Source organism: Agrobacterium sp. S7/73, from assembly GCF_019355535.1.
Lineage (GTDB): Bacteria > Pseudomonadota > Alphaproteobacteria > Rhizobiales > Rhizobiaceae > Agrobacterium > Agrobacterium tumefaciens.
On the sequence record NZ_CP072136.1, the window covers coordinates 1,569,628 to 1,583,088 of the forward strand.

At 55.6% G+C, this 13,461-nt stretch carries 15 protein-coding genes; 14 read left to right on the forward strand and 1 reads right to left on the reverse strand.

Annotated features, from left to right (window positions below; genetic code table 11):
• Nucleotides 1-436 precede the first annotated feature (436 nt).
• Nucleotides 437-1,120, forward strand: a complete 684-nt coding sequence (locus tag J5276_RS07770) for a glutathione S-transferase family protein (protein ID WP_112155100.1) — start codon at nucleotides 437-439, stop codon at nucleotides 1,118-1,120.
• A 16-nt stretch (nucleotides 1,121-1,136) separates the two neighbouring features.
• On the opposite strand, the gene J5276_RS07775 is transcribed toward J5276_RS07770, so the two are convergent.
• Nucleotides 1,137-3,188 (reverse strand): ComEC/Rec2 family competence protein, encoded by a 2,052-nt coding sequence (locus tag J5276_RS07775; protein ID WP_370647615.1) that lies wholly within the window; start codon nucleotides 3,186-3,188, stop codon nucleotides 1,137-1,139.
• 93 nt (nucleotides 3,189-3,281) lie between these two features.
• Here J5276_RS07775 and J5276_RS07780 point away from each other — a divergent pair, with 93 nt between their 5' ends.
• From J5276_RS07780 to J5276_RS07840, 13 genes are all read left to right on the forward strand, one after another.
• The gene (locus tag J5276_RS07780) at nucleotides 3,282-4,442 is read left to right on the forward strand and encodes a site-specific integrase (protein WP_174065363.1); all 1,161 of its coding nucleotides are present in this window, start codon (nucleotides 3,282-3,284) and stop codon (nucleotides 4,440-4,442) included.
• A 257-nt stretch (nucleotides 4,443-4,699) separates the two neighbouring features.
• The gene (locus J5276_RS07785) at nucleotides 4,700-4,876 is read left to right on the forward strand and encodes an AlpA family transcriptional regulator (protein ID WP_280173937.1); all 177 of its coding nucleotides are present in this window, start codon (nucleotides 4,700-4,702) and stop codon (nucleotides 4,874-4,876) included.
• Nucleotides 4,876-6,078: an AAA family ATPase gene (locus J5276_RS07790; RefSeq protein ID WP_174065362.1), complete on the forward strand. Its 1,203-nt coding sequence runs from the start codon at nucleotides 4,876-4,878 to the stop codon at nucleotides 6,076-6,078. The genes J5276_RS07785 and J5276_RS07790 overlap by 1 nt, the downstream gene beginning before the upstream one ends.
• Nucleotides 6,079-6,234: 156 nt before the next feature.
• Nucleotides 6,235-6,486: a hypothetical protein gene (locus tag J5276_RS07795; RefSeq protein ID WP_174065361.1), complete on the forward strand. Its 252-nt coding sequence runs from the start codon at nucleotides 6,235-6,237 to the stop codon at nucleotides 6,484-6,486.
• The gene (locus J5276_RS07800; RefSeq protein ID WP_174065360.1) at nucleotides 6,476-6,721 is read left to right on the forward strand and encodes a hypothetical protein; all 246 of its coding nucleotides are present in this window, start codon (nucleotides 6,476-6,478) and stop codon (nucleotides 6,719-6,721) included. The genes J5276_RS07795 and J5276_RS07800 overlap by 11 nt, the downstream gene beginning before the upstream one ends.
• A gap of 798 nt (nucleotides 6,722-7,519) precedes the next feature.
• Entirely contained in the window at nucleotides 7,520-8,998 is a 1,479-nt protein-coding gene (locus tag J5276_RS07805) for a terminase large subunit (protein WP_247749955.1), read from the forward strand.
• Nucleotides 8,999-9,013: 15 nt separating this feature from the next.
• On the forward strand, nucleotides 9,014-9,325 hold the full coding sequence (locus tag J5276_RS07810; protein ID WP_209159385.1) for a hypothetical protein: 312 nt from the start codon (nucleotides 9,014-9,016) through the stop codon (nucleotides 9,323-9,325).
• 285 nt (nucleotides 9,326-9,610) lie between these two features.
• Complete coding sequence (locus J5276_RS07815) at nucleotides 9,611-10,777, forward strand: phage major capsid protein (protein WP_209159384.1); 1,167 nt, start codon at nucleotides 9,611-9,613, stop codon at nucleotides 10,775-10,777.
• Nucleotide 10,778: 1 nt separating this feature from the next.
• Complete coding sequence (locus tag J5276_RS07820; protein ID WP_209159383.1) at nucleotides 10,779-11,057, forward strand: head-tail connector protein; 279 nt, start codon at nucleotides 10,779-10,781, stop codon at nucleotides 11,055-11,057.
• Nucleotides 11,057-11,599, forward strand: a complete 543-nt coding sequence (locus J5276_RS07825) for an HK97 family phage prohead protease (RefSeq protein WP_209159382.1) — start codon at nucleotides 11,057-11,059, stop codon at nucleotides 11,597-11,599. Before J5276_RS07820 ends, J5276_RS07825 begins: the two co-directional genes overlap by 1 nt.
• Nucleotides 11,586-12,791, forward strand: a complete 1,206-nt coding sequence (locus tag J5276_RS07830) for a phage portal protein (RefSeq protein WP_209159381.1) — start codon at nucleotides 11,586-11,588, stop codon at nucleotides 12,789-12,791. The genes J5276_RS07825 and J5276_RS07830 overlap by 14 nt, the downstream gene beginning before the upstream one ends.
• Entirely contained in the window at nucleotides 12,788-13,132 is a 345-nt protein-coding gene (locus J5276_RS30780; RefSeq protein ID WP_370647508.1) for a head-tail adaptor protein, read from the forward strand. Before J5276_RS07830 ends, J5276_RS30780 begins: the two co-directional genes overlap by 4 nt.
• Nucleotides 13,129-13,437: a hypothetical protein gene (locus J5276_RS07840; RefSeq protein ID WP_065658108.1), complete on the forward strand. Its 309-nt coding sequence runs from the start codon at nucleotides 13,129-13,131 to the stop codon at nucleotides 13,435-13,437. The genes J5276_RS30780 and J5276_RS07840 overlap by 4 nt, the downstream gene beginning before the upstream one ends.
• Nucleotides 13,438-13,461: the final 24 nt, after the last annotated feature.

Consider the following 13,461-nt stretch of genomic DNA (forward strand, 5'->3'; position numbering starts at 1 on the left):
TTATCGAACCGAACGTATTCGCTTTACAATAGGCGTCATCGTGAAGATGGCGCCTATATCGGGTTTGGCTGTTTCCGAACGTGGCGTGCCTTTGCGGGTGCACGAGGATATGCGCCACTAAGCTATGCGCGTTGCCCTTTCTAAACTGAGTTCCTGCTCCATAAAGATGCTTCGGTTTCGCTACAGGCGTGGTGGCGAATGGGCTGCTCGCTGTAATTGTCGAAGCGATCACACCCGCTGTTTTTTAGCGACGTTGTTCTGTCGTGTTGCGCAGTCAGTTTTAGTCGTCACCAAAGGGTGACTTATCGCAAGGCGCGCTCTCGGCGACCCCACATCACCATTCATCAACGGCGTTTATGGGAGCCATGGATAATTTTCGATATTCCGTGAACGCTTGGCAGGTGTAGAAATACGCGTCATATCCGGGAGATACGCCATGTACGATCTTTATATAGCCAACAAGAACTATTCTTCATGGTCGCTACGGCCGTGGGTATTGATGCGCACGCTCGGTATCGCCTTTGATGAAAAGCTCATTCCGTTCGGCGAAGGCGTCTCCTTCTCCTCCTTTTCGCCGACGGGCAAGGTGCCCTGCCTGGTCGATGAGGGTATGACGGTTTGGGAAACGCTTTCGATCGTCGAATATCTTGCTGAAAGACACCAGGGTGTCTGGGCAAGCGACAAGCATGCCAGGGCCTGGTCGCGTTCGGCCGCAAGTGAGATGCATGCCGGCTTTTCCTCGCTGCGCAATCTCTATCCCATGTCGGTGGGCATTCGGGTCAAACCAAGGGGCGGCGATGCCGGGCTTAAAGCCGATATAAAGCGGATCGATGCATTGTGGAGCGAGGGTCTCACAAAATTCGGCGGGCCATATCTTGCCGGTCAAAAGTTCACGGCGGTCGATGCTTTCTTCTGCCCGGTTGCATTCCGTTTCCAGACCTATGGCAGTGCGGATCTTTCGCCAGCAGCGAAAGCCTATTGCGACCGGCTGCTCACCCTGCCTGCCATGCAAGAATGGTACGAGGCCGGTTTGAAGGAGAGCTGGCGCGACGCTGGTCATGAAGAGGAAGTTGGCGAGATCGGCGAATTGACTGAAGATTTGCGCGCCAAGGCCCGTTGATCCATGCTGGCGGCAGTCATTGCGACGCCGCCAGCAGCCGGATGATGGGCTGCGGCAGATCACGGTCGAAACGTCCGCTTTTCCAGTCGTAATAACGGTGCTGGCTCCAGGGCCTGTCCGTTCCGGCGATTGCGGCGCGCAGCCCGCTCGCCACACCCTCCTCCCTCTTGTCAGCAAAATCTATTTCCACAGAACCGAGACGCCGCAAGATGTCACGGCTGAGCAGGAGTGCACTCGAGCGGCACTGAGAAAAAGAGGTTCTGCGGGAAACAACGACGATATCGGCAATATCGCAGGCTTTTCCCGCGAAGCGGCCATCTTCCAGAACGACGATCCACTCTCCGCTCGCGGCGCTCGCTACGCACCATATGTCTTTCCTGCAGGTGAAGACGCCAGCTTTAGCGTCTTTGAGCGCCGCCGTCATCTCGCGTACCACGACAGCCATGTCTTCCGGCGACAGTTTCGATCTCGAGTCAGAACCAGCAGTATTTGCCATGCTCTCACCATTTATAAAATCTGGCGGCACGGTTTTTTCCGGCAGCAGCAGCGCCCTTTGCCACTGGCCGTAAACGAAGCCCTGCGGACGGGCTTTTGTGGTTGAGACCTTGCCGTCCTCCAGGAGTGCCACCAAGTCGCCGTCCTCGTGAATCAATAGATCCGGCAGATCACGATAGGCCGTAACTGCCGACACACCGAAGGCGAAGAGCAGAAACGGGATGCCAAGAAGCGCAAGCCGGCTGCGCAGCAATGTCAGCAGCAGGAAACCCACCGAAGCCAAACCGATAAACCAGCCATGCGGACGCCCAGTCGCTGCGCTGCCGCCCCAGGAGGCCACCTCGTTTGCAACCTCGATGACGAGTGCCATGCCATAACCCATGATCTTCAGGAACGGCGCATCGAGCCCGAAGGGCATCAGCAGCATGGCGATAAGAGCGAATGGCATGACGATCAGCGACATGAGCGGCATTGCAGCCAGATTGGCGAACAGTCCATAGGTGGTGACACGGTGAAAATGTTCGGCCGAATAGATCGCCGTAGAAAGGCCCCCGATCAGCGACGTCGTGATAACGCCGCCAATGACCGCGCCCATCATTTCCGCCACCTTCAGCCATGCGGGCTTGCGCCCGATGAACAGCCGCTCGCGATCCGTGCGCCAACGGCTCCAGAAGGCATAGGCCGAAACAAGCGCTATGGTGGCCGCAAATGACATCTGAAAACTCGGACCCATGATTTCCGAGGGCGAGAAAGCCAGAATGATCAGGGCGGAAATGGCAACGTTTCTGAGGCTGAGTGATGGCTGATCGAAAAGGACCGCGATCAGCATCACAGACATCATCAGCCAGGCACGCTCGGCGGAAACGGCGAAACCGGAAATCAGATAATAGGCAAGCGTCATCAGCAGTGCCGCGAAAGCCGCGATCTTCTTGACCGGCCAGCGCTGCGCAAAGGCGGGAAACAGGCTGAAAGCCAGTCTCAGGCCAACAAAGAATATGCCGGAGGCCAGTGCCATGTTGAGCCCGGATATGGCAACGATATGAGCAAGGCCGGAGAGCCGCAACGCCTCCATCGTCTCCGCCGATATGGCCTGTCTCTCATCGGTGATGATGGAGGCGGCGAAGGCTCCGGCATCACCGCCGATGGTGGTGCGGATGCGTTCGGCAATTGCGCTGCGAAGGCCGTAAAGCCGCATATCGGCCCATTCCAACCAACCCTTGTCAGGCCTTGCGTCACCAACGGGTGATACAAGCGCCTGCGGTGATTTATAAAAGAAACCGGTCGCGCCTATGCCTTTGAAATAGGACGTGAAGGCGAAGTCGTTCAGTCCCGGTAAGGCCGGGCCGGATGGCGGCGAGAGGCGGACCTTGCCGCGAAGGGTTGCGCCGAGTGCGATCGGCTCGCCTCCGCCACGCGAAAGCACCGATATCCTCTGCGGCGGACGCGACAATGTCGGGTCCGCTGTTGCGGTCAGATCGACGACATATCGCCAGTAGCCGCGTGCATCGACCTCCCGGCGCGCCACGGTGCCGGTGATGGTGGTGGTGACGGGGGTATCCAGCACCACGGATATCTGTAAGGTATTGAAATTACGTGTACAATAGACTTGCAAAAGACCGTATTTTGCGTATTTTTCATGATGAAGTTATGGCAAGAGGAATCTGGTATGGCGCGGCACAAGCTCAATGAAGCCAAAATTAAGAAGCTAGAAAAGCCCGGAATATACAGCGACGGCGACGGACTGTTTATGCGGGTCCGTGCCGGTGGCTCCAAGCAATGGTTATTCATATTTAAGCGAGACGGCAAACGCACTGAAATGGGCCTTGGAGGATATGGGCAGGGAACTGCCCCGGTTTCGCTCCAGCTTGCCCGAGAGAAGGCGGAAGTCATCCGGGAACGTCTGGCACGTGGCGATGCCCTTCACGTACGTGTGACCTTCCTTGATGTTGCCAAGGACTACATCAAGAAGAAGTGCGCCGAGACGAATAGCGAGAAGCACCACTACCAAATTCGCAGAAGCATTAACGACCATGCCGCCCCCCTACATAGAATGCCCATTGCCGACATAACGCGCCAAGACGTGTTGGACGTGCTTCGCCCGCTTTGGGAGACGATGCGAGTTTCGGCAGATCGGACCCGGACGCGCATTGCGGGGGTTTTCGATCTGGCGAAGGCGCAAGGACTGCGCAGCGGTGACAATCCAGCGGCATGGGAAGGCGGGCTTAAGGACATCCTTCCGGCTAACAAGGTTGTCCACATCCATCATGAGGCCATCGAGTATAAGGACATGCCAGCCGTGATGAAGAAGATTAGAGCCGAAACATCAGTCTACGCTCGGGCGGCTGAGTTTGCGTGCCTGACCGCTGCCCGATCTGGCGAGGTTCGCGGCGCGGTTTGGTCCGAAATCGATATGGATGCCAAGCTGTGGATTATCCCGGCTGAGCGCATGAAGGCCCGCAAAGAACATCGTATTCCACTCTCTGACCGCGCCTTGACGATCCTGCAAGCACGTAAACAAGTGGCGACAGGCGCGCTTGTATTTGAAGGAGAGAAGGAAGGTTGCCAAATGGGCGATAAAGGCATGCTCAAGGTTATCCGGGCCGCGACGGGCGGCACAGAGACGTTGCACGGCTTGCGCTCCACGTTTAGGGATTGGGCAGGGGATGCAACCCACCATCAACGAGATATCATTGAGGCCGCTCTAGCCCATGCCGTTGGGAACGCCGTAGAACAAGCATACCGCCGTTCTGATGCGCTAGAAAAAAGACGCCAGCTTATGCAGGATTGGTGCGATTATTGCCAATCAACGCCCGTCAATCGGAAATAACAAAGTCTTTTCAACGAAATTTCTAAATTTTTCTTCAGGCGTCAAAACGTCAAGCAAGTAATGCAAAAATATACTAAGACGTATTATGCATTTTTTAGTTGATAGCTTCAGTTTATTGGAGCTATAAACCACTCGTCGCCAACAACGGCAGGCAATCCATAACAATCAGCGCTATTTCGCACCGGCCAAGGAGGTCCGGTAACAAGCAAGTGCGTCTAGAGAAAGGAGTATACATGTCGAAAGAACTTCCGCGCCTCATGTCGCCAAAGGAAGCCGCAGCCGAAACGACGTTTTCCGCGATGCAGCTTAATATTCTGAGCACAACGGGCCTATTCCCAAAGCCAGTACAACTATCGGCGCGCCGTATCGCATACGTTCGGTCCGAAGTGACGGCTTGGCTTGATGAACGCATTGCATCGCGAACCACGCACTAATGACGGAACCGCATGCAGAGGATGACGGCCATCGCTGGAAGGGGACGTTCAATTTCGAGAAGCTAGGCGCACGATCAGCCCGAAAAACGACAGCGCGGGACGAGAAGCCAAAGGGTTTGCTTGATTACGTCTCGCCCGATGAATGGAGGGATGACGACGTGCCGGAACGCGAATGGTATTGGGAAGGCCTTTTCCCGCATGCGCAGGTATCCATCCTGTCGGCGGAAGGCGGCACAGGTAAATCGTTGCTCGCTTTGCAAACCGCCGTAGCGTCTGCGCTGAGAGAGGATTTTCTAGGTCTAAAGCTTCGCCCCGGAAAAGTCGTCTACTTTGGTGCCGAAGATGCGGATGACGAATTCAAGAGGCGTTTGCATGATGTAGCTCGAAGCCATGGCGTCAAACGGTCCGAAATCACCGATTTTAAACTGGTAGGTCGGGCTGGCGAAGATGCGTTGTTGTGCGCTCCGTTTGGTAAAGACGGGATCAAGGCAACGTCGCTTTGGGATAAGCTGGTGGCAACCGTCGATTTCGTGAAGCCGGTCGCATTGTTTCTCGATACGTGCGCTGATGTGTACGGAGGCGACGAAATCAAGCGGTCACAGGTTCGCCAGTTCATAGGCCAGTTGCGAAAGCTTGCCATCGAAAAGGACGTGGCTGTGATCCTGCTCTACCACCCGTCACAGAGCGGTATTGAGAGCGGTAAAGGTACGTCAGGCTCAACGGCGTGGGCCAATTCTGCGCGAGCGGCGGTCTACATGACAAGGGACGGGCGCAAGGATGATGCTGACGAAGACGTGCGCAAGCTGAAAACGACGAAAAGCAATTACGGCAAGTTCGGTGACGGGCTGACTGTACGATGGGAAAAGGGCGTCTTCGTTCTGGATGATCCGAACAGGCCTCCTAGCGTGGAAGCCAAGGCTAAGCAGGTTAGAGCGGAAAAGCTATTTCTTGAGCGTCTGGATCAGCACAACGCGCCGGTCACAAGGAAGCGCCTCACAACGTTGAAGAGTGGTAATTATGCGCCCCGTCTTCTTCACAAAATGGGGGCTTGCGAATTTTCGGTGCGCGACTTTGAGAGAGCTATGACTAACCTTCTGGCTGAAGGAAAAATCATAGCTGAGAATATCCGAATGGATGGAAAGGGAGTGGAGCAGCTTGTTAGAAATTGGGACGGACAGAAGCGATACGGCGATGATGAGTAGGGTACGCAAACCTTCCGCCAACCTAGCCGCCAACCTCCGCCAACCTAGCCGCCGCGTACCCCCCCATACCCCCTACACACTTGGCGGCGGCTTCGGCAGCCGTGCGTGAGTAGGCGGACAGGATTATGCACGAACACAACGAAAGGAGAATTGGAGATGGAAAAAACAGAATGGTGGAATGGCATGTACGTGGTGCGTGCGAATAGCAGAAGACTGCACAAGGTCATGGGAGCAACGAGCAAGTTATTCGTTATCGTGGATGCAGACGAAAGAAGCGGAGAGCCGATCGATGGCGAGGAAGCAAGGGTCCTTCCTATCGCTTCACTGACCGCTGAAGATGAGGCCGATTGCCTGTTTACGTCATTCAAGTCTTATCGCGCATCTGAAGGTATGTGCAATGCAGGCTGAAAACGAAATGGTCATCGGCGCGCTAGTGGGCCGTCCGGTCGCATGGAGTGGATTGGCTGAGCCTGACGAGAAGGTGCTTACGCTCCTGCGGAAGCGGTCAATACCGGCAGCGCCTATGATCTTGTCTCGGCTCACGGGTTACGGGCGTCACGAGGTCAATGAGGTGCTGTTGCGCCTGAAGCGCCGTGGTTTGGCTAAAGCCGTGGGACATGGTGAATGGGTGGCGGTGCAATGAAGTTGATGCATCAGAACCGGCAGGTGTTTGCACGTCAGAGCCGAATTGATCCGGTGCGTAAGCAGCCTATTCCGGTCAAGCCGAAGGTTGTCATTACTGCCGCTGCGCGGCAGACCGCCCGCCCCTCATGAGCAGATGGCCGTATAACACGGCTCAGTGGCAACGGCTGCGCATAGCCAAGCTAATGGAATGTCCGGTCTGTGAGCCGTGCCGTGCGCGTGGTGTCATCGAGATTGCGGAAGTCGTAGACCACGACAAGGCAATCAATGCGGGAGGCTTGGCATTCCCGCCCACGTCTGAGCTAACGAGCATGTGCGCATCCTGTCACAACCGCAAGACCAATGCGAAGGATAGACGCACAGCTAAGACAGGCAAGAGCAGCGGCTTTCGCAGGGCGTGGGCTGGCTTTGACGTGGACGGCAACCCCATTGACCCGGAAGGCTGGAGTGACGCCTGACGGGCCTCCCTGCCCGGTTCCGAAGGTAGGGGGCATCGAAAGACGAGAGTCGACGTGCCGGGGAACGGCGTGGGGCATCAACGAAGACTTAGTATCAAAAATTGAACGACGAAAAGGAAATCGTCATGAAAAAGTGAACAGCGAAAGGAGACATTATGGGCCGTCGAGGACCCGGCGCGAAGCCGAAAGCATCCGGCAAGACCGGGGATATCATGAGTGGCGGGCAGCAGAAGAACCGTGAGGTTCTTCCATGGGAGGTCGAGGGCCTCACCCGACTGGAAGCCGTCGTCGCATTCGTCAATGACATGAAAATCACACAGGGCAAACTCGCAGGCCAGAACATGCAGCTTCGTGAATGGCAGATCGAAGAGTTTCTTGCGCCGATTTACGCTACTGACGAATATGGCCGTCGCCCTGTACGAACTGCCGTCTTGTCTATGGGCCGTAAGAACGGAAAGACCGGATTGAGCGCGGCGCTCGCACTTTGCCATCTTGTCGGACCTGAAGCCGAACAGCGTGGGGAATTGTACTTCGGTGCGATGGATAAGATTCAGGCCGGTAAGGCTTGGGCCGAATGCAAAGCCATGCTGGAGGCTCATGTCGAGCTTTCGGAACGTGTGAACATTATCAAGTTCTCAAAGGAAATCGAAGTCGAAGCCGGTTATCCCGGTGAAGGCTCCGTTCTGAAGGCTGTGAGCGCGGATGCTGATTCCAAGCTTGGTTTGTCGCCATCATTCTTCCTTGCCGACGAAGCGGGATATTGGCCGAAGCGCGACCTATTCGACGCAATGGATTCCGCCCTTGGTGCGCGTGATGAGCCGCTAATTGTTGTGATCAGCACACAGGCTAAAGATGACACACATTTCTTTTCGGAGATGATCGACTATGGTTTGAAGGTCAAAACGGGCGAGATTGAAGACGAAACCTTCCATCTAGCCTTGTTCACGACTGATCCGGACGATGATCCATGGATTTATGAGACTTGGATAAAGGCCAATCCTGCTCTGGGCGATTTCCTGCAACTGGAGCAAGTCGAGCGCATGGCGGGGCAAGCAAAGCGGATTCCATCGAAGGAAGCGGACTTCCGAAACAAGATTCTCAACGAGCGGATTGACGGCACCGTCCGATTCATCGCGGCTCGCGAATGGAACGATTGCGACCTAGGCCCGATTGACGAATCCGCGCTTGAAGGCCGGGAGTGCTATGGCGCTCTTGACCTGTCAGCAGCGCGAGACTTGACGGCCTTCGTTCTGGTTTTCCCGGAAGAGGATGGCCGCTTTACGGTGTTGCCCCGGTTCTTCCTGCCTGAATTCGATATCGCCGGGAAAAGCGAGAATGACCGTGTTCCTTACGATATATGGGCGCGTCAGGAGTCGTCACGGCTCACGCTGTTGCCGGGAAAGGTCATCGATCCACAGGCCGTTGCGGAATATATCGCTGATGAGGCTGGCCGGTTCGATATCAAGGAAATTGCTTTCGACCGCTGGCGGATAGAAGACTTGCGGCGTGAACTGGCAAAGGCTTCGATTGATTTGCCGCTTCAGCCGTTCGGGCAGGGCTACAAGGATATGAGTCCTGCCGTGGATATGCTGGAGGTCGCCGTCGCGCAACAGAAGGTGAATCACGCCGGAAATCCGCTCATGAAGATGTGCGCGGCCAATGCGGTTATCACGAAAGACCCGTCCGGCGCACGGAAGCTTGATAAGTCGAAGGCGTCAGGACGCATCGACGGCCTTGTAGCTCTGGCAATGGCATTGCAAACTGCTGCGCGACACACGGAAGACAGTGCTCTTCCTGCGTGTCTTATGGAAGATGCCTAGATAGAAAGGAAATGAATGATACAGATCGGAAAAGCGTACATTGTAACCGTGCTTGATGCAGAAAATCTGACGAACGGCGAGAAATGGCGTGAAGATATACTAGAATGCAGAGCCATAAATGGGTCGCTTGTTACCTTCAGGCAAGTTGAGGTTGAGGTAGACGACGATCCAGAAGAACTGCTTCATGAGGATGCTTCAAAAAAGGCTCCGCCGTCCGAAGTTAGCTACAACGTCAACAGCGTGGGCTTCCACAGTGTTCGAGAGTACACAGGACCACGAAAAGCGCCCCCACCAGTTTTCATTGGGGTATACGGCGGAAAAAAGTAGCGATACAAAAAATCTGACCCGCTGTTTTGTCAAGCAAACAGTGTAAAAATATACTTCCTTGCTTTTTGCGTTTTACTGTTGATGCGCAAGCAAAATTGAGTATAAACACAATCACCGGACGCAAGCACAAGACTTGAACCGGCGAGCCTGTCCCGACTGAGGGGCGGGCAGCATGTTGCCGCAGGCAACACCTACGACAAACCACGACATTGTTGCGTCTATCCAAACCGAGCAATTCCGCATCGGCATGGCTCTTTGCGCACTATTCAGAAAAGGAGACTATATTTGAACATTCATCACCTGAAAGAGACACGTGCAGCTAAGATCGCAGAAATCCGCGCATTGGGTGCAAACCCGGAACAGTCGAAATTCGATAGCATCGAAAGCGAAATCCGGTCTCTGGACGGCCAGATCAAGAATGCAGCAACCATCGCAGAATTCGAGCGCCACGAAGCCGCACCGGCTGATAATGGCATGGCTCGCGAGCTTCGCTCTTATTCTGTCTCCAAGGCGATCCGCGAAGGCAACGGCGATAGCCTGACCGGCGTTGAACGCGAAGTGCATGACGAATTGTCCAAGGGTCGCGAAGTGCGCGGCGTGATGGTTCCTACCTCGCTCATCTTCGGTGAGGAAAACCGCGCCATGCTGACGACTGGCACCGCTGGCAACACCGTCGCAACGAACATGGGTGGCCTGATTGACCGCCTTCGTCCTGTAATGGCTGTCCAGTCTCTCGGCGCTACCATCATTTCCGGCCTGAGCGGCAACCTCGATCTGCCGCGACTGGTCTCCGGCCCAAATGCTGTTTGGGTGAATGAAGACGAACCGACAACGGCCAGCGATGCGACCTTTGACAAGGTGTCGCTGTCTCCGAAGACGGTTTCCGGCGAAATGTACCTGTCTCGCCGCTTGCTGCTTCAGAACGGCGTTGCGCTTGAAAACGTGCTTCGTCAGGACTTGGCTTTCGTACTTGCGCAGGCTCTCGACAAGGCCGCTATCAACGGCACCGCTGCCGCAAAGCAGCCGGTTGGCATCCTTACTCAGATTCCGGAAAGCGCTACCACGGCAACGGACTTGAGCGATATTGCAGCGGACCTTATCGCGGCGCTCCAGATTGACGACGTGACCGGCACTACGGGCTTCTTGACCAATCCGGCATTGATGGCTGTTGCCCGCAAGCTGAAGGACGGTCAGCAGCGCAATCTCAGCACCGCTGAAACCTTCCATGGTGAGCGCGTCGTTGCCACGAATCAGGTTCCGACGATTGCCGGTGAAAACCCGCTGATCTTCGGCGCATTTGCAAACCTGCTTATTGGCTACTGGTCGGGAGTAGACATTTTGCAAAACCCGTACACAGATGCTTCCAAGGGCGGTCTTCGCCTGCATGCGTTTCTTGATGCTGACGTGGCTATCCGCCATCCTGAAGCATTCGCATGGAAGGCCGTCGCCTAATATGGCGGCTGTCTCGCTGGCCGAGGCTAAGACTCACCTCCGCGTAGATTACGCGGAGGATGACACTTACGTTTCAGGTCTGATCCTTGCGGCTGAAGGCTACGTTTCGGAAATCGGCGTCAGCATCGCCAGTCCGGCACAGCCTCCCGTAAAACACGCAATCCTTCTTTTGGTCGGTCACTGGTACGCATACCGGGAAGCCGCAGCGGAGAAACCACCACAGGCAATAGCAATTGGCGTTGATGCGCTAACTGCCCCATTCAGGGAGGTATCGTTTTAATGACCAATTTCGAAAAACGCGCTGCCATGGACGTTAAGGCATCCGGGCGCAAACTCACGGGCTATGTCGCCACATTCGGCCATGAAACCCGGATTGGTGATTTCAGTGAGGTCATTCAGGCTGGCGCGTTCGGTGCTTCGCTTCGTTCGAACCCCGACATTCTGGCGCTTGTCGATCATGACCCCGGCAAGGTGTTGGGCCGTAGCGCGTCGGGCAGCCTGATCCTCGCAGAGGATCAGAAAGGACTCCGTTTCGAACTAGATTTGCCAGACACACAGTTGGGCCGCGATATCGCTTCGCTTGCTGCCCGCCATGATATCGGCGGCATGTCCTTCGGCTTCAATGTGCCTGAAGGCGGCGACGAATGGCACGGCGAGCGACGGACTTTGAAGGCTATTGACCTTCGTGAAATCAGCGTTGTGCAGGCGTTCCCGGCATATTCCGGCACGTCTCTTGCCGTCCGGTCGCGCAAGCCCATGACTGACGCGCAACGTCGTATTCGAATTTTGGAACTGGAAGGGGGCGCACATGTGGCCGTTTAAGACACAAGAAACACGGGCCGTAGCCTCTAGCGATCCGTTCCTAGGCGAATTCCTTGGTGCGCGCTGGCAGGCACGGGCTGACATCGAGAAGGCTTCAGGCCATGCCGTTGCGCACCGCTGCATTCAGCTTGTAGCGGAGCAATTGGCGGCGGTTCCGCTGAAGGTCTACCGTAAAACGGATGACGGTGGCCGGGAAACGGCTTCTGACCATTCGCTTTACACTGTGCTGAAGGATTCCTTTTCGCCATTTCTCACCGCGTTCGAAGGCCGGGAGTGGATGAATGTTGCGGCGCTGATGTACGGCAATGCTTATGCCCGGATCGAACGGAATGGCCGTAGCCAGATTATCGCGCTGCATCCTATCCCCTCACCTTCTGTCACGGTGGAGCGGCTTTCAACTGGACGCCTTCGCTACAAGGTCGCGTTGCAGAACGGCGGAACGCAGACGTACACGCAAGACGAAATCCTGCATGTGCGCTATCGGACCAATGACGGCGTTCTAGGCCTTTCGCCTATCCAGATCGCAAACGCTACCTTCGGGCTGGCCTTGGCTCAACAGGACACGGCAGGCGCGGCAGCGGAAAACAACTTCCGTCCGGCTGGCATTCTCGTTTTCCCGGAGAAACTTGCGGTCAACGGCAAAGACGATGCAATCAAGAAGTTTAAAGAGCGCTTCGTCGGGCAGTTGAAGGCTAATGAGGTGATGGTTCTTGATGGGGGAGCTAAATTTGAGACCCTCTCGTTTTCAGCGAAGGACTCGGAATTCCTCGAAAGCCGCAAGCTGTCGAATCTGGATATCTGCCGCGTCTATGGCGTTCCGCCTTCAGCGGTCGGCATTACGGACGATGCGACCTACAGCAACATTGGCGAGGAAAGCCGCGCTCTTGTGACTCGAGTCCTTGCGCCGTGGGCAAAGCGAATCGAAAGCGTCTACAACGTCACGCTGCTTTCGCCTGAAGCTCGCAAGACTCACTATATTGAGCATGACCTTTCCGGCCTGCTTCGTGGTGATTTGGCTACCCGCTACGCGGCTTACAAGATTGGTCGGGAAGCTGGCTTCTTGTCGGTTGACGAGATTCGCGGCTTCGAGAACATGAGCAAGGTCGAGGGCGGCGATACGTACATGGAGCCGTTAAACATGTCTCGTCTTGGCATGTCACAAAATGCCCAGGCATCGCAGGTGCAGCAATGACCGGGGGCGGAGACTTGCGCGGAGTTTTCGAGTTTCGGCGTAAGGCAGACGGCAATGACGGTTTCGGGGGCGTGATCCCCGGAGCCGGTCCCGTCACCACGATCTTCACCACGTCGGGCAGGATCGAGGTTCGCAGCGGTGATGAAATGGTCTTGAACAACGTCCCTCGCGGCGTTTCCACGGTGGAAATTACTGTCCGTCAGCAGCCTGCCATTAAGGCCGTCAACACAACATGGAGCATCCGGGAAAAGCGTTCCGGGCGCTCTTATAATGTCAAAATGATGAAGCCAGACCAAAAGGGAGCTTGGATCACAATCACTTGCGAAGGAGGAACACCGTGAACGTAAAGACTATCAGCATCGAGCCTATCAAGGGCTATGACCGGGACACAGGTTTCCGCAAGCTGGCAAAGGTCCAATTCTTCTTGCCTGACATGCAAATGACGATCCGCGATGTTGTCTTGACCCATGACCATGAACACGGTTTCGCTGTGGCCCACGTCAAGCCTAAGGTGGGGCAATCAACACTCCAGTGGGTGCGAAACTCGCCATTCGCCAAAGGTCTGGCAGAAGCGGCAGCAACGGCCTATAGCGCCATGCTCGCTGAAGACTTGGAAGAACTGAAGGCGCTATATAAGGCGGCCTGATCAAAGCCCTACGGTTGACCCCGT

Coding starts and splice junctions, on each gene's coding strand:
- J5276_RS07795 (WP_174065361.1), top strand. CDS start 6,235: ATGGAAAAAACAGAATGGTGGAATGGCATGTACGTGGTGCGTGCGAAT.
- J5276_RS07830 (WP_209159381.1), top strand. CDS start 11,586: ATGTGGCCGTTTAAGACACAAGAAACACGGGCCGTAGCCTCTAGCGAT.
- J5276_RS07805 (WP_247749955.1), top strand. CDS start 7,520: ATGCAGCTTCGTGAATGGCAGATCGAAGAGTTTCTTGCGCCGATTTAC.
- J5276_RS07780 (WP_174065363.1), top strand. CDS start 3,282: ATGGCGCGGCACAAGCTCAATGAAGCCAAAATTAAGAAGCTAGAAAAG.
- J5276_RS07825 (WP_209159382.1), top strand. CDS start 11,057: ATGACCAATTTCGAAAAACGCGCTGCCATGGACGTTAAGGCATCCGGG.
- J5276_RS07810 (WP_209159385.1), top strand. CDS start 9,014: ATGATACAGATCGGAAAAGCGTACATTGTAACCGTGCTTGATGCAGAA.
- J5276_RS30780 (WP_370647508.1), top strand. CDS start 12,788: ATGACCGGGGGCGGAGACTTGCGCGGAGTTTTCGAGTTTCGGCGTAAG.
- J5276_RS07770 (WP_112155100.1), top strand. CDS start 437: ATGTACGATCTTTATATAGCCAACAAGAACTATTCTTCATGGTCGCTA.
- J5276_RS07790 (WP_174065362.1), top strand. CDS start 4,876: ATGACGGAACCGCATGCAGAGGATGACGGCCATCGCTGGAAGGGGACG.
- J5276_RS07785 (WP_280173937.1), top strand. CDS start 4,700: ATGTCGCCAAAGGAAGCCGCAGCCGAAACGACGTTTTCCGCGATGCAG.
- J5276_RS07820 (WP_209159383.1), top strand. CDS start 10,779: ATGGCGGCTGTCTCGCTGGCCGAGGCTAAGACTCACCTCCGCGTAGAT.
- J5276_RS07800 (WP_174065360.1), top strand. CDS start 6,476: ATGCAGGCTGAAAACGAAATGGTCATCGGCGCGCTAGTGGGCCGTCCG.